This window comes from Marcopretia estuarina LEGE 06307, from assembly GCF_056633115.1.
In genome coordinates, this window is record NZ_JBSJOY010000001.1 from 443,272 (window position 1) to 466,097 (window position 22,826).

Sequence of the window (22,826 nt, forward strand, 5' to 3'; positions counted from 1 at the left end):
GCCAGCGCGTGAGGGTCAGGCGGGGCGGACCACCACCAGAGGCGTGCGCTCGTTGGCATTGCCGGCCGGATTGGGCCGCAATGCCCGCTGCAGCAGGCCCTCATCGCAGCCTTCGCTGGCGGCCAGCACCTTCACCCGGCCCAGATCATTCACATCCACCACCGCCACCGGCACGCCCAGTTGCCTGGCCAGTTCACGGCAGCTGCGCTCGGGTTGGGCCGGGCCCAACACGATCGTCTGGTCGTAGGGGGGGGTGGTGCCGGTGATGTCATCGATCAGGCGTGCCTGCTCTCCCGCCAGGCGGTAGAAGCCGCCGCGGCTGCCCACCAGTTTCATCAGGGTGCCCGCCAGCCAGGCGCACAGCACCCGCGCCGGGCCCACGTCGTCGATCAGGGTCTGCAGGCCGCAGGCGGTGGCCAGGCTGCTGGTGGGATGGAACACCCGGCAGAGCAGGCGGGCGAGGGCCGATGGCTCCACCATGGCCGGGTGCTGGTAGCGGCCCTGCATCACCGCCAGCGGTGTTTCGCCGATCGTGAGGATGTCGCCGGGTTGCAGCACGGCAGCGGCGTAGCGGCGCAGAACGTCGGCGGGATCATCCAGCACGCCGAGCAGATGGGTGGGCAGCGGCAGCACCTGACAGGCTTCCCCTGCTCGCCAGCGGGCGGTGGCGGGTTGCAGGGGCTCGGGCTTGCGCAGGGGTATCAGCAGACCGTCACGGCGTTGCAGCCGTCCAAAGGGGCCGTAGTTGATCCACAACACCTCGAGCCAGAGGGTGTCGATCAGGGCAAGGGGATTGATCGGCTGCTGCCCGGCGGCGCCATCAGACGGCCGGCCGGCCGGCGCGGCGATCGTGAGCGAGACGCGGGCCTCCGTCTGCTTGTTCCCTTTGACGATGTAGGCCGCCCAGTAGCCATCGGCGCGGGTGTCCTCATCGGGATGGGCGGCGGTGAGGCGGGCCGTGACGGTGACCCCGCTCAGGTCGCCCTTGCCCAGCAGGGTGGGCCGCAGCTCCACTTCCGGCACCATCACCTCCATGCGGGCATGGGGGTTGCTGAGGCGCAGCACGCCTTCCACGGTGATGGCCCCCGCGACCGCCGCAGGGGCCGCTCCGGTGGTGGCGGCTGCGTGCTCCTGCACCGTCCAGTCATGGGAATCCAGCCGCAGCGGTGAAGCGGGCCGCAGCCGGTGGCGCAGCTCCAGCCACAGCAGCAGGGCGCCGAAGCCAAGAGCGGCGATCAGGGCCAGGCACAGAGGAGCGGGCAATGGGGCCACGGAGTGCTGCGGGCGGCGAAACAGCGGGAGCGTAGATGGTGGCCTCAGCACCGCCCTAGCTTTCTGGGCGGCAGCACGCCGGCACGCCATGAAGAAGACCTTCGTTCTCGATACGAACGTTCTGCTGCACGACCCGCGGGCGCTGGTGCGCTTCGAGGACAACAACGTCGTGATTCCGATTGAGGTGGTCGAGGAGATCGATCGCTTCAAACGCGACAGCAGCGAGAAGGGCCGCAATGCCCGTCAAGTGTCGCGCCTGCTCGACGGGCTGCGTGAAAAGGGCAACCTGGCGGAGGGGGTGGAGATCGACCCGATCGCCCACGGCCAGCTGAAGGTGGTGTTCTGCCGTAGCGAAACACTCAGCCAGTTGCCGCCGGAACTCAAATCGGGCAACGGGGACAACAACATCCTGGCGGTGGCGCTGGAGCAGCGCCTGCAGGGCGTGATGGGCAGCCAGCCGCCCGTGATCCTGGTGACCAAGGACACCAACCTGCGCATCAAGGCCGATGCGGTGGGCCTGATCGCTCAGGACTACACCAGTGACAAGGTGGCGATCGCCGATCTCTACCCCGGCACCGCCGAGTGGTGGGTGAACGCCACCCAGATGGAGCAGTTGCAGCGCGAGGGCAGCCTGGCCGTTGCCGAACTGCCTCCGCCGCCGCCCGAGGCTCCCCCGCTGCAGGCCAACGAGGGCGTGACCCTCGTGGATGCGGCCCAGCCCGGCCACACCCTGCTGGCGCGCTACTGCTCCGCTGCCGCCCAGCTGCGGCCTCTGGCCAAGGTGTCCCGCGCCAAGCTGGGCCGGGTGTCGGCGCGCAACCGGGAGCAGACCTTCGCGCTCGATCTGTTGCTCGATGCCTCGATCCAGCTGGTGACGCTGGTGGGCAAGGCCGGCACCGGCAAGACCCTGCTGGCCCTGGCGGCCGGTCTGCATCAGGTGGCCGATGACCACACCTACCAGCGCCTGCTGGTGACGAGGCCCGTGATCCCCCTCGGCAAGGACATCGGCTTTCTGCCCGGAGACCTGCAGGAAAAGATGGGCCCGTGGATGCAACCGATCGTGGACAACCTCGACTATCTGCTCGGCAGCGACGACCCCGGCCAGGCACCGGCCCGTGGCGCCCGGGGCCCGCGCAACAACTGGCTGGATCTCAAGAGCATGGGCCTGCTGGAAGTGGAGGCGATCAGCTACATCCGCGGCCGCTCGATTCCCAACCAGTTCATGGTGGTGGATGAAGCCCAGAACCTCACCCCCCATGAGGTGAAAACGATTGTGACCCGGGTGGGCGAAGGCACCAAGATCGTGTTCACCGGTGATCCCTACCAGATCGATAATCCCTACGTGGATGCTGACAGCAACGGGCTCACCTGGCTGGTGGAGAAGTTCAAGGGACAGCAGCTGGCCGGCCACGTGACCCTGCAGAAAGGAGAACGCTCTGCTCTGGCGGAGCTGGCGGCGAATCTGCTCTGAGCCGCTCAGATCATCTGGGCGGGGTCAATGCAGCGGTCGAAGGCTTCCGGGCTGATCTCTCCAAGCACCAGCGCCGCTTCGCGCAAGCTGAGCCGGTGCACATGAGCGTGGCGGGCGATGCGGCAGGCACCGTCGTAACCGATCGCCGGAGCCAGCGCGGTGACCAGCATCAGGCTCTGATCCAGCAGGGTTTCGATGCGGGCGCGGTCGGGTTCGAGCCCTTCGATGCAGTGTTCACGGAACGCATGGCAGCCGCCGGCCAGCAATTCGATGCTCTGGAGCAGGTTGAGCGCAATCAACGGCTTGAACACGTTGAGCTCGAAGTTGCCCTGGCTGGCGGCCATCTGCACGGCCGTGTTGTTGCCCATCACCTGCACGGCCACCATCGTGAGGCTCTCGCACTGGGTGGGATTCACCTTGCCGGGCATGATGCTCGACCCCGGTTCGTTCTCCGGCAGCACCAGTTCCCCCAGCCCGCAGCGGGGGCCGCTGGCCAGCCAGCGGATGTCGTTGGCGATCTTCATCAGGCTGCCCGCCAGCACCGTGAGCGCGCCATGGGCACCGGCCAGCGGTTCATGGCCCGCCAGGGCCTGAAATTTGTTGGCGGCGCTGGTGAAGGGCAAGCCGATCCGTTCCGCCAGCCGTGCAGCCACCGCCTCGCCATAGCCCCTGGGGGCATTGAGGCCGGTGCCCACCGCCGTGCCGCCGATCGCCAGTTGCAGCACCTGGGGCAGAAGCAGACGCAAGCCAGCGGCGGCCAGCTGCAGCTGGGCCACGTAGCCACTGAATTCCTGGCCCAGGCTGAGCGGCACCGCATCCTGCAGGTGGGTGCGGCCGATCTTGATGATGCTGCTGTAAGCCTCGGCCTTGGCAGCCAGGGTGGCGGCGAGGGCTTCCACCGCCGGCAGCAGGGTCCGTTCGAGCTCGATCGCCACGGCGATGTGCATCGCGGCGGGAAAGGTGTCGTTGCTCGACTGGCTCAGATTGACGTGGTCGTTCGGATGGACAGGCCGCTTGCTGCCGAGCGTGCCACCGGCAGCGTCGATCGCCCGGTTGGCGATCACCTCATTGACGTTCATGTTCGTCTGGGTGCCGGAGCCGGTCTGCCAGACCTTGAGCGGGAATTCCGGATCGAGCGCTCCTGAGGCCACCTCTTCGGCCGCTGCCACGATCAGCTCCGCGAGCTCGGCCGGCAGCCGGCCCATGTCGCGGTTCACCTCGGCGCAGGCCGCTTTGAGCTGGCCGAACGCGTGCACCAGCTGCAGCGGCATCGCCTCACCGAAGGGGAAGAAATGCAGGGAGCGCTGGGTCTGGGCGCCCCAGTAGTGCTGGGCCGGCACCTCCACCGGGCCCAGGCTGTCGGTTTCGGTGCGGGTGGCCATCAGCTGCCGGACACCACTTCGCTGTTGAGCTCGTTGAAGCTGCGGGTGCTGGTGGCCCGCTCGCCGCCGGCGGGTTCCACCCCGGTGGCCTTGCTGAGCACGGCACTGATCGTGGTGGTGTTCACCTGTCCGTTGGCGTCGAGCAGCACCTTGCCATCGCCATCAAAGACAACCACCTGGGGAATGGTGCCGTTCCAGTAGTGCACCGGATCGTCAGCACCCTGATCGGCCAGGCCCTGCAGCGGATCGGTGGTGAGGGGGATCAGCTCCACCGTGCGGCCCCACAGGCGCTGCAGCTCCGAGAGCACCGGCGCGAACTGTTTGCTGTCGGCGCTGTCATCGAGATAAAACACCAGCACGACAGGCCGATGGTCGGCGCGGGCCTGGGCCAGCGTGCTGCGGGGTGGCACCAGCGAGCCATTGCCCGCGTAGAGAGCAAAGATGTTGCCGTCGTAGCTGTTGGTGGTGAGCGAGGCCAGAGCCGGTCTTGGAGCCAGCAGCAGGAACAGCGCCACCAGCAGCGCCAGGCTGCGGCGGATCAGGAAGGGAAAGGCGTTAGAGCGCAGCAACCGAAGCGGGAGGCGGGTTGGGGTCATTGTGACGCCCAGCCGAAAGACCAGGGCCCAGCCGCCGCTCAGGGACGGTTGATGCCTTTGCCCATTCCCTGCAGGATGCCCCGGCCGATCAGGCCGATGGCCCGGCCGATCACCTGGGTGAGCACCACCACCAGCAGATCGCCCAGCTGGCGCAGGAACGCCTGCAGCTGCGGTGCCAGGGCATCGCGGGCTTCAAGAGCCAGCGTGACCGTCTGCTGCAGCCAGCCCAGCTGCCGCAGCTCCCGGTCGCGGGGTTCGGTGAGCAGCAACGGCGTGATCCTGCCCGCCTCCAACCGATACAGCAGCCTCCGGCTCTCATAGAGCTGGATCGGGCGCTCGAACCAGCTGCTCCAGCGCTGCTGGGCATTGAGCTGGTTGCGCAGACGTTCGAGGCTGCGGGTGGCCAGCAGCTCATTCACCAACAGGTAGCGCCTCAGTTCCGGCCAGTCGCCGCAGCAGGCCAGCAGCTCGGCGCTGATCAGCTCGGCGGTGCGGATCAGCCAGTTGCTCACCAGGGCTTCCAGGTGCAGCAGGGCAGTGGGTTCATCGGGAGACAGCAGGCTGCCGTCCACCAGCAGCGGTTGACCCCCCATCAGCGCATTCAGCATCGGCAGGGAGGCGGGCAGTTCCGGGTCGTCGCTGGTGAGCACGGTGGTGCTGCTGAGGTGGTCGGCCACCGGCAGCAGCACCCCATCGAGAGGAAGCCGCACGTAGGCCCCGGCCACCTGCCGCAGGGCATGGCGGCGCAGTTCCGGCTGCAGCGCCTGCCAGCGGGCCTCAAGCGTGTCGGTGGCCGGCCGTTCCTGACGTAGCCGCAGCAGCAGCTGATCGAGCTGGCCCAGCAGGGCGAGCAGCAGGTCGCGGCGCCGCTCCACGCTGAGCCCCTGCAGCGCGAACAGGGTGCCGGCATGCGGATCGAGCGGCCCCGACAGGCTGGACTCCTGGAGCCGCTGGCGGATGGCGCTCCACACCCCTTCGGCGGTGCGTTGCCGCAGGGTGATCGCCGTGCTGCCGCTGGCCGGAGGTTGCGGCAGGTCGCCAATGACAGCCTGGCTGGGCAGTCCACCGTCGTCGCTGATCTGGGCATCGCCCCAGGCCAGCACCAGCGGCCCCCACAGCCAGAGCAGCAAGGAGCGGGCGGCGCCCAGCTCGCGCAACCGGCCCTCCAGGATCAACTGCAGCAGGAAGGTGTCCGGCGGCGGGGTGAGCAGGCGACGGCAGAGGCGCAGCTCCGCATCGATCTGCTGCAGGCCGCTCTGCAGCAGCCATTGCCCCAGCCCGATCGGCCCCATCAGCGGCGTGGCCTCTGGGGCAGGAGCCCCGTCGCCCTGAAGCTCCACCACTCGCCCACCGGCCAGCAGGGTGCTCACGGCCGCCAGCAAGGTGTCGGGATCGGGGTCCTGCAGAAGGCCGGCCACGGGCAGTTGCAGCAACCAGTCGCTGGAGCAACCCGGCTGCGCGGGCAGCAGCAACAGCAGCGGGGCAGGCTGCCAGCGCTCCTCCAATCGCTGCAGCTCTCGCAGCATGTTGGCGGGCTGCACCGGCGCGCTCACGCTCCAGATCAGCAGCTGGGGCGCACGGCTGCAGGCGGCCGGATCGGTGAACACATCGGCGGCACAGGGCGCGGCACTCAGCAGGCGGCTGAGGCCATCGCGCAGCAAGGGGTCGGCGAACAGCAGGATCCTGGGACGGTTAGTTGCCGTGGCTGGAGAGTCCTCAGGGGCTGGTGTCACTGGGGGCGTGCGCTCATTGGAGCCAAGGTAACGACCTGACGGCGAATTCTCCAGCTTGATTGGAGGCCAGTGAAGTGAACAGATGCGGTCTGGGGCTGTGCCGATCACGTTGTGCAGGTCTTGCTTTTTCCCTGATCCCCAGGTCAACGGTGGCGACGGGTCCTGGCAGGGGGCTGGGAGTTCAGGCTTGCCGTCAAGAATGCGCTCCATTGGTGTTGTCTTGCCGCATTCCGTAGCGGTTCTGTCCCGCTGGATCGGCGCCATCCACGCGCCATCCAAAGACAGCCGGCTGGCCTGAAAGTCATGTCTTCACTACCAGACCATCAGCGCCCTGAATCAGGATTTGGTTGCAGAGCTGGAGGATGGGTTGTGTCTCGCAGAGAATCCTGAGGGGTCTTTGCTCTTTCCTCGATGGGGATGACATCTGGATTCGCCAGCTTATGAATCCTGTGAGCTGCGACTCCAATAACCCGCGTTTCTGGTTGCCTGCGGAATCCGCCGTTTCTGGAGTTGGTTCGTCCTGAAGTCTGTCCGTCCTGGCTTAAGTCGTTTGACGCATTCGCTCTCTCGCGATTCAACCTTCCGCGAAGGAGCAACTATTGCCCCGGAAGGATCCACACGCCTTCTTCATCATGAGCGACAAAGTGAGATGGCGAGAAAGCGATACTTCCAAAGGCTCCCACCAGCGGTGAAGAATCGCACAGCTATGGATTCCACCTGTGTCGAGTCGAAGCGTCTGGATGCACGTTCAGATTCGTCGAGCTGACCCCGTTGTTCTGGCCCTCTTCGGTGAATGTCGTCCCCACAGGTTGCAGCAAAGAGGAAAATTCCCGTGATGTCACAAGCTGACATTGGATGTCAGTTGGATTGATTTCGCGTCAATTGAAAGCATTGGATGCCACTGATTCTCGCCACCTGTTTTCCCCTGAGCCCCTCCACCGCGCTCACTGGCGGGGCCGGCCGGCCAGCTGCAGGGTGTACGACTCGATCGTGTAGCCAGTGAGCTCTTCGATGCGGCGGACCAGGTCATCGGGGAGCACCACGTCAAGGTCCTGGATTTCACCGCTCACCAGGCAGGTGAGATGGCTGTGGGGGTCGCTGCGGTAGCCGTAGAGGCGGCCATTGGCGCGGTCGAGGCACTCGATCACTCCAGCGCTCTGCAGGGCTTCAAGGTTCTGATAGACGGAGGTATGGCCGATGCGGCGGCCTTGCTGATTGAGGCGCTCGAAGATGTCGCGGGCACTCAGGTGGCGCCGCTCTCGCCAGAGCAGTTCCAGCACAAGCTTGCGTTGGCGGCTGAGGCGCATGCCCAGGTCGCGGCAGCGCCCGAACACCTCGATCACCCCCGCGAGGGCGGTGGGGCCTGTGCTCTGCCCGTTGGTCAGCGGTGGGGCAGTCGCAGCCTTCACACGTGGATACGAATGCTTTACCTCAACCTTAATCGGTTTGCCCCTGGGGTAAGGGATCGGCCCCTAGCAGACGCTCGGCGGAATCGGATCCTGTAACCGCTCCGGTCCCACGGCCTGCAGGGCTTCACGAAAGTCGATCGCTCCGTCGTAGAGCGCCCGGCCCACGATCACCGCCTCCACGCCCAGCGGCTCCAGGGCCAGCAAGGCCAGCAGATCGGTGACGGAACCCACGCCGCCGGAGGCGATCACCGGCACCGGGCTGGCGGCGGCCATCGCGCGCAGTGCCTCCAGGTTCGGGCCGGCCAGGGTGCCATCGGTGGCGATGTCGGTGCTCACGATTGCCGCCACACCGCTGCCTTTGAAGCTGGCCGCGAGCGCCGTGGCCTCCACGGCGCTGTCCTCCAGCCAGCCCCGGGTGGCCACCTTGCCGCCTCGGGCATCGATGCCCACCACGATCCGGCCGGGGAAGCGGACCGCCAGCGCCTGCACCAGCTCCGGCTGTTCGATCGCCACCGTGCCCAGGATCACCCGCTCAAGGCCGGCGGCAAGCAGCGCCTCTGCCCGCTCTGCCGTGCGTACACCGCCGCCCAGCTGCACCGGGATACGGAGCGCCGCCGTGATCGCGCGCACCACCGCATCGTTGACCGGTTCACCACTGCGGGCGCCATCAAGATCCACCAGATGCAGCCGCTCGGCCCCCTGGCTCTGCCAGTCGAGGGCCTGCGCCACCGGATCGTCGTTGAAGTGGGTGACCTGGTCGTAATCGCCCTGGTGCAGCCGCACGCAGTGGCCGTCGAGCAGGTCGATGGCGGGAATGATCTGCATGGCGGAGCGGGTGAGCCGTGGTCGTGGCCCATCCTCGCCGGCAGGGGTGGGGCAGCACCTGCCCACTGGGGGTGCATGCGGTGGCGGCTCCCGCCCCGCTCAGCGCTTGAATGGCGGCGCCGTTGCCGCTGCTTCCGTGAAGATCCTGGTGATGGGTGGCACCCGCTTCATCGGTAAGCCCCTGGTGGCCCAGCTGCAGGGCTATGGCCATGCGCTCACCCTGTTCACCCGCGGCCGCAATCCGGTGCCGGCCGGGGTGGAGCATCTGGTGGGCGACCGCAGCGACGCCGCCGCGCTCGAACCGCTGCGGGGCCGTGCCTTCGACGTGATCATCGACAGCAGCGGCCGCAACCTCGACGACAGCCGGGCGGTGGTGGAGCGCACCGGCCCCCCCGCCCATCGCTTCGTGTACGTGAGCTCGGCCGGCGTCTATGCCGACAGTGAGCTGTGGCCGCTGGATGAAACCGCCCCCACCGACCCCGCCTGCCGCCATGCCGGCAAGCTCCACACCGAAGACTGGCTGCGGGCCGAGCGCATCCCCTTCACCAGCTTCCGGCCCACCTACATCTACGGGCCCGGGAACTACAACCCGGTGGAGAGCTGGTTCTTCGACCGCCTCATGCACGACCAGCCGGTCCCCCTGCCCGGCGACGGCAACACCATCACCCAGCTGGGCCACGTGAGTGACCTGGCCACGGCCATGGCCCGCTGCCTGGAGGTGGAGGCCGCCACCAACCGGATCTACAACTGCTCGGGCCGCAAGGGCGTCACCTTCCGCGGGCTGGTGGCGGCAGCGGCACGGGCCTGCGGCAAGGATCCGGCAGCGGTGACGATCCGCAGTTTCGATCCCTCGAGCCTCGACCCCAAGGCCCGCAAGGCCTTTCCCCTGCGCCTGGCCCATTTCCTCACCGATGTGCACCGGTTGGAGCGGGAGCTGGCCTGGACGCCGGCCTTCGATCTCGATGCCGGCCTGGCGGACAGCTACACCAACGATTACGCCCTGCGTCCCGCCGCCCGGCCGGATTTCAGTGGCGACGCGGCGCTGCTGGGCTGAGATACCCCAGCGCCGAGCTCAGGGCCAGCGCCAGCGAGGGCCAGAACAGCCACCAACCGGCGCTGTGCAGCCCGGCGACAAACCCGGCCTGGCCCAGGCCCAGCCCCCAGGGTTCGGGCCAGAGCAGCAGCAGCAGCGCGCTGAACTGCAGCACCGTCTTGGCCTTGCCGGCGCGGGAGGCGGGGCCGCCATCCCCCTGGCCGGCCCGCCAGCCGGAGATCAGCAGCTCGCGCGCCAGCAGCAGCCACACCGTCCAGAGCGGCAGGCGTCCGGCGGCGCCCAGCCACAGCAGCGGTGCACTGATCAGGATCTTGTCGGTGAGGGGATCGAGGCGAGCACCCCAGGCGGAACCGCCGCCGGCACGGCGGGCCAGGACGCCGTCGGCCCAGTCGCTGAAGCCGCCCAGCAGCAGCAGGAACCAGGCCGCCCCCTGCTGATCGGCGGCCAGCAGCAGCAGCAGCGGCAAGCCGATCACGGCCCGCGCCAGCGTGAGCCCATCGGCGAGGCGCCGGGACGTCGAGGCGGATTGTCGGCCTGTGGGGCGGTGCTGGGGTGTCGGCGTCAAGCTGGGCAGGCCGGAAGGGCCAGTCTGCTGCCGCGGATCCCGACCCCTCGCTGGCCTAGAACCATTGCAATCGCAACGCTCCGATGACCCTCGACTCCCAGCCGGCCCTGCGGGTGGCGGCGGCCATGACCACCCCGGTGTTGAGCGTGACGCCCGAAACCCCTCTGCAGCAGGCGGTGCAACTGCTGAGCGACCACCACATCAGCGGACTGCCGGTGCTGGATGCGGCGGGAGCGCTGGTGGGGGAGCTCACCGAACAGAACCTGATGGTGAAGGAGAGCGGCTTTGACGCCGGCCCCTATGTGATGCTGCTGGACGCGGTGATCTACCTGCGCAATCCGCTCGACTGGGACCGGCAGGTGCACCAGGTGCTGGGCAGCACGGTGGGTGAACTGATGGGTGCGCACCCCCACACCTGCAGTGCCGATCTGTCCTTGCCGGACGCGGCCCGGCTGCTGCAGGACCGCAGCACCCAGCGGCTGTTCGTGCTTGAGGGCGACAAGCTGGTGGGTGTGCTCACCCGCGGCGATGTGGTGCGCGCTCTGGCGGCAGCGGCCTGAGCCAGGCCACGATCGCGCCGTCGGCCACCAGCCAGCGCTGATGGTGGTCTTCGCAGGGGTGGCCGCCGGTGAGCTTGCCGAAGGCGGGCAGCACCAGGCGCTGAGCCTCCGCGTCGTGAACGAAGCAGGGCAGGCGCAACCGATCGCTGCGGTCACCGACTGTGGCCACCGGATGCAGGTGGCCGCAGAGCTGCAGCAGTTCACCCCCGCCCACTGGCAGCGGTTCCGGTCCGTGGCTCAGCCAGAGGGGGCCGCGACGGCTGCTGGGCTGCTGCACCAGCCCTTCCAGCCAGCTGCCCCGCTCGTGGTTGCCAGCGATCAGCGTGAGCGGGCAACCGAGCAGCTCCGGCAAGGCCTGGATCTTCTGACGCAGTTCGCCGGTGAGGCCGAGCCGGCCGTGGATCAAATCACCCAGCACCACCACCTCAGCCGGCTGCCAGCGGTGCGCCAGCGCGATCAGGGCGTTGAGGGTGGAGGCATCGCCATCGCTGGGCAGCGGCACGCCATGGGCCTGAAACGACTCGGCCTTGCCCAGGTGCAGGTCCGCCACCAACAGCAGACGTTGCGTCGGATCCCACACCGCCCGCGCCCCCAGCAGCTCGAGCCTGTGACCGCGCCAGAGGAAGGGAAGGTGTTCCGTCAAAGGCATTTGTGCGCAGCTGTGCTGCAGATGTGTTCCATCCGATACCCAGTTTCCCTCGCCATCCATCAAGATTCCCTCACTAGGCGGCACTCCCCGTGAGCCAACGTCGTTCCCAGCGCCAGCTCCCTGGAGAAACCCTCCAGTGGATCGAAGGTCGTCTGCGCGATCTGGAGCGGCTGGAGTTCTTCGAAGAGGCCTATGCCCTGCGCATGGAGATGGCCGAATGGCTGCTTGAGCGCGACAGCAGCATGACGGTGAGCAACCTCACGGTGGCCCGCCTGCTGCGTGATCGCTGTCTCGCCCCGGTCCCGCCGGTGTCTGAGCAGGGCTGACCCCAGCGGCTCCGTAACCTGCACCCACCTTCGGCACCCCATTCGTCATGACCATCGCCCTGCTCGTCGCTCTCGTCGGTTCGTTGGCGCTGATGTCGATGATCATCCGCCGGCTCGAAAAGGCCTGAGGGTTCCCTCAGGCCAGCGAGCGTCCCCGCCAGGTCCAGCCGCGGCCGGTGGTGGATTTCCAGATCGAGGCGAGCGTGATCGCGGCGATCACCCCTTCCGCCTTGCTGTCGGTGTCGTTGCTTGAGTCGTCATCGGCCACCACCAGCTGCCAGTGATTGCAGCGGGGATCGCTCGCCAGCAGCGCTCTCAGGCAGCCTTCGACGTTGGCGGATTCGTTGTAGGTGGGGACCACTACCTATGAGGTGGTGCAAAACGAGCAGTTGATCCGGGTCGCCGAGGCCCTCCATAGCGATGCGGTCATGGATGCGGTCTGCGTCCTGGCCGGCGGCCGCAAGGTGACCTTTACAGCAAGGGTGCGCCAATCAGAAGGGGAGGTGCTCCCCGGTGATCCGGTGAATCAGTACCTGGTCGGCTGCACGAGCCATGACGGCACGATCGCTTTCTCTGTGTTCTTCTCCCCCATCCGGGTGGTCTGCAAGAACACGCTCTCTGCTGCCCTGGGACTTGCCTCAGCAAGTAGCCGGCGCCAGCAGGGCTGCCGCATCCGCCACACCCGCAATGCCAATGCCTTGATCAGCCGGCTCCCTGAGCTGATCGACCTGCAGAGGCAGCAATTCACTGGAGGGCTGACCGAACTGCGGGCGATGGCCGCCGCCCCCTGCACGGCTGCGCAGTTCCGCAGCTATGTCGAGACCCTGTTCGCCGATCAGCTGCGGGGCTCGATCAATGACCGCCGGGGCGATACGGCGACCAGCCGGCCCCGGCGGCTGGAGGATCTCCCCGCCTGGGAGGGTCTGTCTGCCAAGTTCGAAGGTCAGGCCATCGGCAGTGACATCCCGGGCGTGCAGGGCTCGATGTGGGGCGCCTACCAGGCGGTGACCGAATACCTCTCCCACGACGCTGGCCGCTCGAGAGATCCGATCGAAGCCGCCCGTCAGCGGCTGGAGGGGCTGTGGTTCGGCAAAGCCGCTGCCACCCTCACCCAGGCCCATGAACTGGCGTTGGCGGCGACCCGCAGCTGAGGGCCTGCGGCCAAGAGGAGGTTCCTACCGACTGAGGCAGGGCGAAGCCAGAAAAGGAAAGGGCAAGGGCTCTGACCTCCTTGCCGGTCGTGTCCACACCAGTGGCGCTGTGACGACCACCGGTGTGGGTTGATGCTGCCATAACGTCTGAGGAGACTCGGCTGAACCGGGAGGCGCTGGAGCTTCCCCCCGAGCTCGTCATCAAAGAAGCCCTGCGGGCTTTCCTGGGCCTCCACCCCTTGTGAGAGCTGAATCCCCCAGGAAGTGTGCCTCCACAACAGAGACAAGCCCCAATCCGCCCAACCCATGACCATCAACACCCAGCGTTCCGAACAATTTCGATGACTTCCTACAAACCCAACGTCTGGACAACGATCGCTACCTTCTGTCGGGAGCTAGCTCCTATCAGCGGGGCGTTGCTTGACTCCATCGGTCAAACGGCTGCAGCTATCGATCGAGCTGGATTCGAATCTCGCTCACTCAGAGCACCGGTAAACCGGAACCGACAGCCGGTGCTAACCCCCGAGAACGAAGATGACGAAGAATGGGAATAATCAGATTTACAGGCAAATCTCTTAATCACCACCGTGTGCGGTGTGTGGCTGGTTCTCTACCTATTGATCGACGTCTGCAGCCATAAAGTGGTGGCCTGTGATGTCGTCGACCGAGAGGAACCGGCTACTGCAGCCGATCTAGTGAGCAGCGACTGCCTCAGAGAACGGATCGACCAGCTTGCGCGGTTCACGAACATCAGAGTAACTCAGACATTTTTGAGCAACTCCAGCTCCATCTGCAGCTGCGCGTAGCCGTCAGGCTTCTGCAAGGCAGTACTGCTGGACCAGCTCGTCCTCTTTGGCCTGCCCCTCGTCCTTGCCATTTGGCTTCTTGCCTCTGGTGAAACGCTCGGTGGCTCCGTCGAGCAGCTGCCACTTCCATTGGCTGACCTGGATCAGGTGCACAACGCGGTGGGCGTCGATCTCCTGGATCGTCTTGCGGCCACTGAACGCCACCATGGCGACCCTGGCCTTGACCTCGGGGCTGTAGGTACGGCGCTTGCTCAACACTGTGAGCCCCCTTTCAGGGGCGATGCCCCACCTCAGAGGTTAACGTTGGGGGCTGTCCAGAAAAACCAGTCCACCTCAGGCCGTGACGGCACGGGCCCGGCGATCACCAGCAGGAGCGTGCTGAGCTGAAACACGAGCACCAGCATCACGAGGCGTTGCAAGGCGTTCAGGCTGCTGACGCTGACCGCCACGGTGCTCAGCCTCAACACCAGCAGCAGCCTGGAGGATCAGATGATGGAGCTGGGCTGCGACGAGGGCGGCGTCGGCTGGTGGCCGCCTACCACCCTGGTGTTCGCAGCTGAGTGAACAGCGGCTTGGCTCAGGCCTGCGCCAGCACCAGCACCAGCGCCCGCGCGCTCGACCTCAATGCGGGCGATCTCAGCCTCCTGCTGCGCCTCGAGCGCCGCATCGATCGCCCCGATGCGCTCCAGACAGCTCTGCAGGGCCGGCAGCACCTCCTCCTCCAGCAGGGTGATCTCCTCCTCGCCATAGGGCTGCTCGATCCAGACGCGCCGTAGCGGCAGCCCGCGCCGGCTGATCAGGATCTCCTGCACCGTGCGCAGGGTGGACTCCAACAGCAGAAACGGATCCTCTTCCGGCAGCGGCAGCAGCAGGGCTGCCAACAGAGAGCGTGACCATGGTGATCGGCGCTAGGTATGGCGCAGCGACGGGACCGATCCCAGCCGAGGCCCGACGGGAGGAGGGCCTCAGACTGGAGAGGCCCGGAGCCAGCCCAATTCACCTTCCGATCAAGGGAGGCGATCGGCGAGCTGCTTCCAACGCTGGCTTGCCTTCCCCGCTTCCTGCAGGAGTTCCGCCCAGTCGTCTGGCGGATGGCCGCTGGCCAGCATGTCCTGAAAGACGCGGTAGGCATCCGTCTTGCTGCCATAGGCGCGCTTGGTGTCGGTGTCGTTGACCCAGCCGAGCACGATCACCCGTGAGCGGGCATGAAAGCGAAAGAACAACCGGTACTGCTGGTAGAACTTGGCCCGCCGCCAGTGCCGATGCTCCGGCCCCAGGGTGGATCCCTGCTGAAACTCCTTGCGGCTTGGGTCCTGGGGGATGTCTTGGAGCATCAGGCGGGTGATGGCCGCCAGACGCTTGGTGGCGTTCTTGCTGCCGTACCCCTGGGGATCCTTGCGGCGCAGCTTCTCCACCTCGGTGATCAACGCCTCAAGCTGATCTAGAAACAGCGGGTGCGCATATATCTGCCACCCGTTGATCTCTACGGGCGATCCAGCGGGCGTGCTCACCGGCAGTCGGGCTCGTCCTCGTCTGGCAGCGGCGCATCCAGATCCACGTCGATGCCACCGACCAGATCCTGTAGCCGGCTGACCAGATCAGAGGTGATGGGCTTCAGGTGGTCTGGATGCCGCTTGATGTCCTGCTCCAGCAGCGCCAGGAAAGGAGCCAGCGCCGGATCGTCGACTTCTTCTTCCGGGCTGACGCGCTGCATCACCACCTCACCGTTGGCGAGGAAGGCGTAGCGGATGCGGTCGCGCTTGCGCAGCCCCAGGGCCATGCGCACCGGCTGCGGCACAGTGGTCTGATAGCGATCCGTCAGGGCCGATTCCACCTCCTCCTGGGGTGAGCCCACGCCCGAGGCTGCATCGGCGGGGGAAGAGAGAACGGCCATCGGAGACCAATCGGGTGTCGCTTGATGGTAATGCATGTGCATTGCCTTGGCGATGGAGGACGGCAGGCCAACGCGAACAAATCGACGGGCAGGCCCCTACTAGCTGACTCCGGTGGATGCGTGTGGAATTGGGCCCGTGGCCCCCTGGTGCTCAGAGCACCTGCACCCTGAGCACCCGCTCGTGATTGGCGGCCAGGATCAGTGCCTCCTCCTTGGACATGTAGTAGGGCTGAGCACTGAGGGGCCCCTCTCGATCGAGGAACAACACCCGCAACAGCTGGCCAGCAGAATCCAGCAGGTGGGCCGAGACGATGCGGATCGGGCATTCGCGGCTGAAGGTGGTGGCGGCTATGGCTGGGCTGGCGAACAACCCCGCCGTTGCCCCCCGGCGTCGCCAGCGCCGCGCAAGGGTCGCGCAGCGACTCGCGTCAGCCCATGCGAGGTGCGCAGACGGGGGCAGCCCAGGTGGTGTGATCGCCAGCCCCAGGCCCCACCCTCCACAACCGCCCTCAGCTCCCGGGCACTTCTGGCCCCTCGGGGCAAATCAGATCGGCGGCCTTCCTGGCATCGCTGAGCACCTGCAGCAACACCCGGGGCGATTCGCGCAGCAGCTCGACCCAGTGGCCTAGATAGGCGGCGTGATTGGCCATGGCACTGCCGACTTCGAGCCGATCACCCAGCAGAACCGCTCCCAGCTCGGCGACGAGCTCCTCACGGGCATAGGCGTTGCTGCCATCGCCCTCGGCCCCCATGCCGCCAGAGAGATCCCGGGCCAGCCGCGAGCTGTGGCCGGTGGAGTGGATCGCCTCATGGGCCCAGGTGGCATAGAGAGCCGCCGCTGTATGGAAGGCCGAGCGATCCGGCAGCTGGATGCGATCCGGCCCCGGCAGATAGCAGGCCCGATCGCCGCCATGGCGCACCGGCACCGGCCAGGAACTCAGGACGGCCTCAGCCGCCGCCAGCCGCTCGAGCTCGGGCCGCTGGATCACTCCCTCAGCCTGGCGGCGCTTCTGGATGAGCCCCTCCTGCGCCGCGCCCTCCAAATCGGCGGAATTGAAGACCGCCACCGGCCGGTAGCTCACCCAGCGGCGGCCAGCCCCAGAGGCTTCCTGGCCAGCAGACCCACTCCCGCCCGTGCCAGCCGCATCGGCCAGCGCAGCCTCGGCCAGCCAGCCTTCTCCACGCTGATGCACCTGGGGCCGCAGCACATGCACAGCGTTGCTCCCCTTGCGGGGGAAGATCCCAAGCGCCTTGGCCTCGGAAAAACCGCATCAAAAGGGCAGGGCTGAACCCCTTAAGTGCATTCCCAGGGTGAGCAGCACCGGATTGGCACTGCGGTAGCGACGGCCAGAGAGCAGATTGACGTGGTGCCCGCCAGCGGCGGCATCCCACTCGCGCCGCCAGGGGGTGGTGCCTGCCTCCAGCAGAGCGATCAGGGAAGCCACCAGCTTGTGCTCAGGGGAAGCCTTGGTGGCAGTGGATGGGGAAGCAACAGCCATGGGGCGGAAGCGCAGGAGCGATAGCGCCAGCACGGCCAGCGCAAGGGCCGGCCGTGGAGCTCCAAGGAACCAGTGCCCACGGCGTCTCAACCCCTGCGGCGGGCCGGCTTGCATCGCCCTTGCGCGGCCGCGCACGCTGAGGACTCCTGCGCGCGCTTTTTAAGGTGTCCAGACGCCTCATTGTTGGTTTTTATATTTTGCGAAGAGCGTGAACTTCTGAATCATGAGAGATCGATTCCTCTTTGCATCCAGAAGTCGTGGCGCTCTCGGTTCGCACGGGCGATTCTCGCTTGCCGCAGATCCTTCTTGAGGACGTCTGCAGCCTGTTTTCCGACATAATCACTGATATTGCCCTTTTTGTCCTGCGTTGGCTGAAGCCTGGCGATAAGCTCGGCCCCAAGCGCATTCCACCATCGGTCCATTTGGCTGGAGAGCGGCAAGCCGTATTTCACGTACTTTGCAAAGTGCTCGCAGTTGTTGGCGGCAATGCTATAGCTCGCTGCGGCGATGAACCGCTCGACCCTCTCCAACTCCTTAGCTGTGACACGGACTCTGCCTTGAACTTCTAGGCCAGTGGGACCCCATCCAAGCGATTGCGCGAAGTCTTGTTTTTCGGAAAGGTAATAGTGATATCCCAAACCTAGCGTCTCCTTGAGCCGGAACCTGCAGACCTGAACGTTGCTGTGCTCCACGAGGATGAGCTGAGGGTGCATGGTGTGAAGTGGCATGTTCGGGGTAGGTATAGCCTCGCTTGCAGCAGCCGTTCCGCGGGTCATCCTTGAAGCGGGAGCATGGAAGGAGCTAGCTACTAACTACTTCCCATCAGGCGGCAGCTGCCCTGAATCACTTGGCGGTTTAAGGGATTGCACTTTCCCCTGGACTTTGTTCTGCTCTGCTTCCGAATCAATCCGCTTCCTTGCATAGACCTGCGAGAGACGGATCGCTTCTTCAAGTTGCTGCTTCAGTACCTCGTTGTCCTTGCGCAGCTGTTCAGCGATCTCCCGCCAAGCCTCTGCCTTGGCATTGCCCCTAATGCGGTCTTCATCCGTTGCCGCACTGTCAGCCTGTTGCTGGGCATCACGGGCACGATCTTCTGCGCGTTGTTGCTGCGCCTCTGTGGTGGCGTTGAATCGCTCGGCGACTGCTTTTCTGAGCCAAGCCGCGAGATCCTGAACAACCTCAACCATATTGTCCCGAATGATGGGCCATAGCAATGGCCAAAGCACCTTGAGAAAGAACGACCAGAGTTTATCGATCATGAGCGTAATGAAAAGGAAGGGCTTGGGTCGGGACGTTACTGAAGGTCGCCGCGCAGAAGACGACGAAAGGAGCGCATGACCAAGGCTTTGCCATCGAGCTGCTTTGCCTTCTCAACGTTCCCTTGCGTAAACTCGAGGTCGGCACCCGCTTCAAGGTCGGATTGAATGCGAAGAGCCTGACCGCAAATGTTCAATTGATCATCGCCATAAAGATTGAAAACCTTTGATGCTGCATATAGCTTGCCGCAGTTGAAGAGAAGTTCCTCCTTGCTGCCTTCTCGCAACTTTTGCTGGTACTGAGCTGATCCTGATCCATAACCCAGGATGGCACCACCAGCCATCAGAACGACATAACCACCTGTCATTCCTAAACCGCCTGCGGCAAGGGAGCCGCCGCCTAGAAGTGCCAAGCCAGCAGAGGTCGCGGCGGCGCCTCCGAGCCCCATGAAACCTCCAATAGCTCCTGCTAAATATGGGGCAACGATAAGGAGCACAGCGGCACCCAGGCCGACCCACATCCATGTGAAGTCTGGCCCGCTGTTGGATTTGATGATCTTCTCAAGGCAGCGATTAAACTCCTGCCATGCCAACCAGAGAGTGTAGGGACTTTCGTCCATAATCTCCGCACAGAAGCCCAGATATCGCTTTCTGTCTTCGTCGTCAAAGCTAAGGCTCTCCCAGTTCTTGGAATCTTGCGTCAGGTCGTGGTAGGCGGTGAATGTGGCCAGCTCAATACAGAGTGCCGCCTTCTTGGTTTCGGAAAGATGGAGGGAAACCAACTGCTCTCGCAAGCGTGTCTCAGGTACAACAATCCCGATCTCAAGAAGTTTAGATGTCAAGTCGTACCACTGATCAGCCCAGGCTCGTTTCTTGTCTAAATAAGCTTGCTGCTCTTTGGCCTTTGCCTCATCATTCATGAAGTGCTTGCGGAGGCGGCTGTAAGAGACACTCTGTTTTCCTTCTGAACGCAAAGCCCAATACTTAATCGACGCCAGCAAATGGACGTCATCATTGCCAAAGCCAAAGTCATTGCCTGCTATTTGAATAGGTCCCATGATCAGTACAACCCCGGCTTCTCCACCTTCAACGCCGCTGAGTTCTCAAGCACGATGCGCGCCGTCGCCTCATCGATCCCGCCAGGAGCCCGCACCTGAACCTCCAGGGTCATCTCGATCTCTACCCCGGGAAGAGCCTGTAGGTGCGACATCACCTCGTCCAGGAACTTGCCCACCTGGGGCCCGGCCGTGACCGAGCTCAGCTTCACGGAAGCGGTGTAGGTGGTGGGCAACTTCGGTGCGACCGGCACCGGCGGCGGCGGGGGAGGGGGAATGGGTCCTGACCCGACCGGATCTCCAGGTTTCTCGATCACCGATCCCGTTCCACCAGCCCCAACCCCCTCGGGCCGTGAGGCCTGCCGCTTCCGCTCCTCTTCAGCCAGCCGATCCGCCTCGATCTGGACGGCCGCCACTTCGTCCTTCACCACCAGGCTCATCAGAGACGCCGGGCTGGTGTTGGGATCCTGCTGGGGCCTCAGGCCGTTGTAGCGACCAGTCCCCTCGTCGAAGCCATCGGCCAGGTGGAAGGTGGCTTCGCCGGTGAGCGCCGCCTGGGGGTTCACCAGGGCATTGAGGATCACCTGATCGGTGGCCACACGAGGCAGGTAGAGGTATTTGCGGCTCCAGTCGACGAGGTCACGGACCGCCACGTGGGGCTTGTCGGTCCAGAGGAAGCGGTTCAGGTCGTCCCGGATGCGGCGGGCACCGAGCTGCAGGAAGAGCATGTCTTCCTGAACGCAGCGCTCACTGGCCCGCTCGGCCAGGCTGCCTTTGCCGCTGGTCAGCTTCTTCTCGTCCCAGAGCGCCCCACCGGGGCCCGGCTGGCTCTGGTAAGGGATCAGCAGATAGCACCAGGTTTCTGGGATGCGGCTGGCCACGGCCTGGGTGGCTTCCGCGATCTTGCCGATCGCCTGGTTCTTCTGGGCCACCGTGAGGTTCAGCTCCAGCTCGTTGTCGATGATGTGCTGCCAGGCGCGGCGATCGGCCAGCGCATGGAACAGGTTGTCGAGGCTGGCTTCATCCGGGGCCAGGAAGATCAGGGTGTTGGCGAACTGACGAGGACTGTTGCCCCGGCTCTGCAGGCAGCCGGCGGCCCATTGCCTCGCCGCGCTGAACTCCACGCCCCTGCGGTGGGTGTGCTGCGCCGCCAGGAGCACGAGCCGGGTGGATGCCTCATCGGGCACGGCACTGTGCTCGATCGGCGCGGCATGCAGGCCGGCGAAGTCGCCGCGTTTGCTGGCTTCCTGGGCCAGGCGGGTGTTGAGTTCGGCGAGCAGCTCCTCGCGCTGGCGTAGGTAGCTCTCGCGGTGCTCTTCGGCTGTGCGGTTGAGGTTGGGGCGGGTGTCGATCCAGTAGCGGTCGCCGTCCTGCTGGATGAAGCGGCCCCGATCGCCTAGTCGGCGCAGGGCATCGCCGAACACACCGATCGGCTCGCCCGGCATCACGCACGCCAGCTTCACCCGCTGATCGCCGATCCCCTTGCGCAGGGCATCCGCATCCGGTGCGGTGCCGATGTAGAGGGAGCGGGCCACCCGCTTGCAGGCACTGACGCGGCCGAAGTTGGGGTTCTCCGCGTCCAGCCTGGTGGGGGTGGACTGGGGGCCATCCACGTCCTGGGAGATGATCGGCTCCCACTGGTTATCGAGGAAGCGCACCAGCTCGTTCTTAACATCGTTGTCATCGAGCGGGATCGAGCTGGGCATGATCAGCAGGTCCTTGCTGTTGCCGTTCCAGAGGCCTTCGATCGTGAGCGCCAGCAGGCGCAGCACGCCCCGCGTCCGCTGGAAGCGATCGAGGGTGCTCCAGTCGTCGTAGAGGCGTTTGAACAGCTCCGGGTGGATCGGGTAGGCGCTGATCAGCAGATCGCGGTACCCAGTTTCACGGGTCTCGGCCGGGAACTCGGAGGGGTTCTGCGAATAGAGGTCGGTGAAGCTGCGGACCACCGCATCGCGGGCGGCGCCGGCCTCCTTGGTGGTGATCGGTTCGAACAGCCGCCGCCGCACGATCTCGAAGCCCTCGTTGCCGGTAGCAGGCCGCCACTGGTAGGCGATGCGGGTGACGACGTTCTTGAGGGCCGAGACGGCCTTCTCTCCATCACTGCCGCCGATCTCGTTGACGCTCTGGGGCACTGAGATCAGCAGCAGGGCATTGGGCACCTGCTTGACGGCCTCGGTGAGTGACTGCGCGAAGGACACCTGCGAATCGAAGGTGCCCGCCGGCAAGGTGGCATTGCTCACCAGGTTGCGGGCGTAGGCCACCCACTCGTCCACCAGGATCAAGCAGGGGGCATGGGCGGTGAACAGGGCAGCCAGATCCTGGGCTCCTGGGGCCACCCGCTGCTTGTCGCTGCTGGCGATCAGGGCATAGCCCTTGGCCCCACCGAGCTGGTAGGCGAGTTCACCCCAGAGGGTGTTCACGACGGTGCCATCGGGATAGGTGGTGGCCTTCGATGGGCTGAAGGCCGTGCCCACCAGTACGGCGCGGGAGGCCATGGGAATGGTGGAGATGCCCACCTCACTGCAGACCTCATCGAGGCCCGGCAGGCTGGCGAGGGTCTGGCCGGAGCAGAGGTGATAGAGGGCCAGCATCGAGTGGGTCTTACCTCCACCGAAGTTGGTTTGCAGCTCGATCACCGGTTCACCGCCCTGGCCGTTGAGCCGTTCGAGGGCGTTGCGCAGCAGCGCGCGCAGGCCGGAGGTGATGAAGGTGCGGCGGTAGAACTCGCTGGGATCGGTGTACTCCTTGGTGCCGATGCCACGGCGCACCTGGTCGAGGTCGGCGGCGAACTCGGCCTGCTGGTATTTGCCGGTGATCACATCGGGGTGGGGCGTGATCACATCGCGCCAGGGCACCAGGCCGGCTTGCACCTGGTTCTCGATCGACACCTGGTAGCGGGTGCGGTTGCGGGCCCGATCGCTGTACACCTGCTGCTGCAGTTCCTCGCGCAGGAGACGGATCGCCTCGGCGGGCTCGGGCGCGGCGATGTTGCGGCAGAGGCGGGCGGCGGTGTCGAGGGCGCGGTCGGTGTCGTCGGAGGAGAAGGCTTCCTGGTGGGCCCAGCGGTTGCGGGCGTCGAGCAGTTCACTCACATAGGAGCGGTCCGCCTGGCTGAGCAGCCGCTTGAACACCGTCTGCCAGTGCTCCATGAACAGCTTGAGCAGCACGGACACGTCCTGCAGGCTGGTGTTAGGCGCCAGGCTCTCCTGCCAGTTGCTGCCGATCCCCTGGTAAAGCTCGCGGCTGATGTAGGGCAGCAGAGCATCCCGGAGCTGATCGAGAGCCCTGCCGACACGGTCGCGGTTGGAGATGGCCATGGGGGA

General features: G+C 65.6%; 26 protein-coding genes. 5 read left to right on the top strand and 21 right to left on the bottom strand.

The window, feature by feature from the left end:
• Positions 1–15: 15 nt before the first annotated feature.
• Positions 16–1,272, bottom strand: a complete 1,257-nt coding sequence (locus tag ACWJI3_RS02220) for a F420-0:Gamma-glutamyl ligase (RefSeq protein WP_480202701.1) — start codon at positions 1,270–1,272, stop codon at positions 16–18.
• 88 nt (positions 1,273–1,360) lie between these two features.
• Here ACWJI3_RS02220 and ACWJI3_RS02225 point away from each other — a divergent pair, with 88 nt between their 5' ends.
• Complete coding sequence (locus tag ACWJI3_RS02225; protein WP_480202702.1) at positions 1,361–2,743, top strand: PhoH family protein; 1,383 nt, start codon at positions 1,361–1,363, stop codon at positions 2,741–2,743.
• A 5-nt stretch (positions 2,744–2,748) separates the two neighbouring features.
• Here the strand turns inward: ACWJI3_RS02225 and fumC are convergent, their stop codons facing one another.
• The 5 genes from fumC to hisA form a co-directional block, all read right to left on the bottom strand.
• Complete coding sequence (gene fumC / locus ACWJI3_RS02230) at positions 2,749–4,125, bottom strand: class II fumarate hydratase (RefSeq protein ID WP_094510668.1); 1,377 nt, start codon at positions 4,123–4,125, stop codon at positions 2,749–2,751.
• Positions 4,125–4,721, bottom strand: a complete 597-nt coding sequence (locus ACWJI3_RS02235) for a thylakoid membrane photosystem I accumulation factor (protein WP_255099333.1) — start codon at positions 4,719–4,721, stop codon at positions 4,125–4,127. Before ACWJI3_RS02235 ends, fumC begins: the two co-directional genes overlap by 1 nt.
• Positions 4,722–4,759: 38 nt before the next feature.
• On the bottom strand, positions 4,760–6,454 hold the full coding sequence (locus ACWJI3_RS02240; protein WP_480202703.1) for a DUF3685 domain-containing protein: 1,695 nt from the start codon (positions 6,452–6,454) through the stop codon (positions 4,760–4,762).
• Positions 6,455–7,398: 944 nt separating this feature from the next.
• The gene (locus ACWJI3_RS02245) at positions 7,399–7,761 is read right to left on the bottom strand and encodes a Fur family transcriptional regulator (protein ID WP_094510784.1); all 363 of its coding nucleotides are present in this window, start codon (positions 7,759–7,761) and stop codon (positions 7,399–7,401) included.
• Between the two features lie 165 nt (positions 7,762–7,926).
• Positions 7,927–8,688, bottom strand: a complete 762-nt coding sequence (gene hisA, locus ACWJI3_RS02250; protein ID WP_480202704.1) for a 1-(5-phosphoribosyl)-5-[(5-phosphoribosylamino)methylideneamino]imidazole-4-carboxamide isomerase — start codon at positions 8,686–8,688, stop codon at positions 7,927–7,929.
• Positions 8,689–8,824: 136 nt separating this feature from the next.
• On the opposite strand from hisA, the gene ACWJI3_RS02255 reads away from it, so the two are divergent.
• Positions 8,825–9,742, top strand: coding sequence for an NAD-dependent epimerase/dehydratase family protein (locus ACWJI3_RS02255; protein WP_480202985.1), 918 nt, complete (start codon positions 8,825–8,827; stop codon positions 9,740–9,742).
• Here ACWJI3_RS02255 and ACWJI3_RS02260 read toward each other — a convergent pair.
• A complete protein-coding gene (locus ACWJI3_RS02260; RefSeq protein ID WP_480202705.1) occupies positions 9,714–10,307 on the bottom strand; it encodes a CDP-alcohol phosphatidyltransferase family protein in 594 nt (197 codons plus the stop codon). The two genes, ACWJI3_RS02255 and ACWJI3_RS02260, sit on opposite strands and share 29 nt — an antisense overlap.
• Positions 10,308–10,432: 125 nt before the next feature.
• Between ACWJI3_RS02260 and ACWJI3_RS02265 the strand changes: the two genes are divergently transcribed.
• Complete coding sequence (locus tag ACWJI3_RS02265; protein WP_094510782.1) at positions 10,433–10,867, top strand: CBS domain-containing protein; 435 nt, start codon at positions 10,433–10,435, stop codon at positions 10,865–10,867.
• On the opposite strand, the gene pdeM is transcribed toward ACWJI3_RS02265, so the two are convergent.
• On the bottom strand, positions 10,824–11,516 hold the full coding sequence (pdeM, locus tag ACWJI3_RS02270; protein ID WP_480202706.1) for a ligase-associated DNA damage response endonuclease PdeM: 693 nt from the start codon (positions 11,514–11,516) through the stop codon (positions 10,824–10,826). The genes ACWJI3_RS02265 and pdeM overlap by 44 nt on opposite strands.
• A gap of 89 nt (positions 11,517–11,605) precedes the next feature.
• Here pdeM and ACWJI3_RS02275 point away from each other — a divergent pair, with 89 nt between their 5' ends.
• Positions 11,606–11,842 carry a hypothetical protein gene (locus ACWJI3_RS02275; protein ID WP_094510663.1) on the top strand — a complete coding sequence of 79 codons (237 nt, stop codon included), beginning with the start codon at positions 11,606–11,608 and terminating at the stop codon, positions 11,840–11,842.
• 136 nt (positions 11,843–11,978) lie between these two features.
• Here ACWJI3_RS02275 and ACWJI3_RS02280 read toward each other — a convergent pair whose 3' ends face one another.
• A complete protein-coding gene (locus tag ACWJI3_RS02280; RefSeq protein ID WP_480202707.1) occupies positions 11,979–12,203 on the bottom strand; it encodes a glycosyltransferase in 225 nt (74 codons plus the stop codon).
• Between ACWJI3_RS02280 and ACWJI3_RS02285 the strand changes: the two genes are divergently transcribed.
• Positions 12,193–12,993 carry a DUF932 domain-containing protein gene (locus ACWJI3_RS02285; protein WP_480202708.1) on the top strand — a complete coding sequence of 267 codons (801 nt, stop codon included), beginning with the start codon at positions 12,193–12,195 and terminating at the stop codon, positions 12,991–12,993. The genes ACWJI3_RS02280 and ACWJI3_RS02285 overlap by 11 nt on opposite strands.
• A gap of 809 nt (positions 12,994–13,802) precedes the next feature.
• Here the strand turns inward: ACWJI3_RS02285 and ACWJI3_RS02290 are convergent.
• The 12 genes from ACWJI3_RS02290 to ACWJI3_RS02345 form a co-directional block, all read right to left on the bottom strand.
• The gene (locus tag ACWJI3_RS02290; protein ID WP_480202709.1) at positions 13,803–14,054 is read right to left on the bottom strand and encodes a transposase; all 252 of its coding nucleotides are present in this window, start codon (positions 14,052–14,054) and stop codon (positions 13,803–13,805) included.
• Positions 14,055–14,089: 35 nt separating this feature from the next.
• A complete protein-coding gene (locus ACWJI3_RS02295) occupies positions 14,090–14,248 on the bottom strand; it encodes a hypothetical protein (RefSeq protein WP_480202710.1) in 159 nt (52 codons plus the stop codon).
• Between the two features lie 36 nt (positions 14,249–14,284).
• On the bottom strand, positions 14,285–14,680 hold the full coding sequence (locus ACWJI3_RS02300; protein WP_480202711.1) for a hypothetical protein: 396 nt from the start codon (positions 14,678–14,680) through the stop codon (positions 14,285–14,287).
• A 126-nt stretch (positions 14,681–14,806) separates the two neighbouring features.
• Positions 14,807–15,310 (bottom strand): type II toxin-antitoxin system YhaV family toxin, encoded by a 504-nt coding sequence (locus ACWJI3_RS02305; protein ID WP_480202712.1) that lies wholly within the window; start codon positions 15,308–15,310, stop codon positions 14,807–14,809.
• The gene (locus tag ACWJI3_RS02310) at positions 15,307–15,693 is read right to left on the bottom strand and encodes a type II toxin-antitoxin system PrlF family antitoxin (RefSeq protein WP_480202713.1); all 387 of its coding nucleotides are present in this window, start codon (positions 15,691–15,693) and stop codon (positions 15,307–15,309) included. The genes ACWJI3_RS02305 and ACWJI3_RS02310 overlap by 4 nt, the downstream gene beginning before the upstream one ends.
• Positions 15,694–15,844: 151 nt before the next feature.
• The gene (locus ACWJI3_RS02315; protein ID WP_480202714.1) at positions 15,845–16,063 is read right to left on the bottom strand and encodes a hypothetical protein; all 219 of its coding nucleotides are present in this window, start codon (positions 16,061–16,063) and stop codon (positions 15,845–15,847) included.
• 139 nt (positions 16,064–16,202) lie between these two features.
• Positions 16,203–16,907: a zincin-like metallopeptidase domain-containing protein gene (locus tag ACWJI3_RS02320; RefSeq protein WP_480202715.1), complete on the bottom strand. Its 705-nt coding sequence runs from the start codon at positions 16,905–16,907 to the stop codon at positions 16,203–16,205.
• 57 nt (positions 16,908–16,964) lie between these two features.
• Positions 16,965–17,192, bottom strand: a complete 228-nt coding sequence (locus tag ACWJI3_RS02325; RefSeq protein ID WP_480202716.1) for an ArdC family protein — start codon at positions 17,190–17,192, stop codon at positions 16,965–16,967.
• Positions 17,193–17,413: 221 nt separating this feature from the next.
• Positions 17,414–17,968, bottom strand: coding sequence for a lecithin retinol acyltransferase family protein (locus ACWJI3_RS02330; protein ID WP_480202717.1), 555 nt, complete (start codon positions 17,966–17,968; stop codon positions 17,414–17,416).
• Positions 17,969–18,004: 36 nt separating this feature from the next.
• Positions 18,005–18,451, bottom strand: coding sequence for a hypothetical protein (locus tag ACWJI3_RS02335; protein WP_480202718.1), 447 nt, complete (start codon positions 18,449–18,451; stop codon positions 18,005–18,007).
• A 35-nt stretch (positions 18,452–18,486) separates the two neighbouring features.
• On the bottom strand, positions 18,487–19,506 hold the full coding sequence (locus tag ACWJI3_RS02340; RefSeq protein WP_480202719.1) for a hypothetical protein: 1,020 nt from the start codon (positions 19,504–19,506) through the stop codon (positions 18,487–18,489).
• Positions 19,507–19,508: 2 nt separating this feature from the next.
• Positions 19,509–22,820, bottom strand: a complete 3,312-nt coding sequence (locus ACWJI3_RS02345; protein WP_480202720.1) for a DUF499 domain-containing protein — start codon at positions 22,818–22,820, stop codon at positions 19,509–19,511.
• Positions 22,821–22,826: the final 6 nt, after the last annotated feature.

Bases quoted from the DNA above. Each gene is read 5' to 3' on its own strand.
- ACWJI3_RS02225 (WP_480202702.1), top strand. From the start codon at position 1,361: ATGAAGAAGACCTTCGTTCTCGATACGAACGTTCTGCTGCACGACCCG.
- fumC (WP_094510668.1), bottom strand. From the start codon at position 4,125: ATGGCCACCCGCACCGAAACCGACAGCCTGGGCCCGGTGGAGGTGCCG.
- ACWJI3_RS02235 (WP_255099333.1), bottom strand. From the start codon at position 4,721: ATGACCCCAACCCGCCTCCCGCTTCGGTTGCTGCGCTCTAACGCCTTT.
- ACWJI3_RS02245 (WP_094510784.1), bottom strand. From the start codon at position 7,761: ATGCGCCTCAGCCGCCAACGCAAGCTTGTGCTGGAACTGCTCTGGCGA.
- hisA (WP_480202704.1), bottom strand. From the start codon at position 8,688: ATGCAGATCATTCCCGCCATCGACCTGCTCGACGGCCACTGCGTGCGG.
- ACWJI3_RS02265 (WP_094510782.1), top strand. From the start codon at position 10,433: ATGACCACCCCGGTGTTGAGCGTGACGCCCGAAACCCCTCTGCAGCAG.
- pdeM (WP_480202706.1), bottom strand. From the start codon at position 11,516: ATGCCTTTGACGGAACACCTTCCCTTCCTCTGGCGCGGTCACAGGCTC.
- ACWJI3_RS02310 (WP_480202713.1), bottom strand. From the start codon at position 15,693: ATGGCCGTTCTCTCTTCCCCCGCCGATGCAGCCTCGGGCGTGGGCTCA.
- ACWJI3_RS02325 (WP_480202716.1), bottom strand. From the start codon at position 17,192: ATGGCTGTTGCTTCCCCATCCACTGCCACCAAGGCTTCCCCTGAGCAC.
- ACWJI3_RS02330 (WP_480202717.1), bottom strand. From the start codon at position 17,968: ATGACCCGCGGAACGGCTGCTGCAAGCGAGGCTATACCTACCCCGAAC.
- ACWJI3_RS02335 (WP_480202718.1), bottom strand. From the start codon at position 18,451: ATGATCGATAAACTCTGGTCGTTCTTTCTCAAGGTGCTTTGGCCATTG.
- ACWJI3_RS02340 (WP_480202719.1), bottom strand. From the start codon at position 19,506: ATGGGACCTATTCAAATAGCAGGCAATGACTTTGGCTTTGGCAATGAT.
- ACWJI3_RS02345 (WP_480202720.1), bottom strand. From the start codon at position 22,820: ATGGCCATCTCCAACCGCGACCGTGTCGGCAGGGCTCTCGATCAGCTC.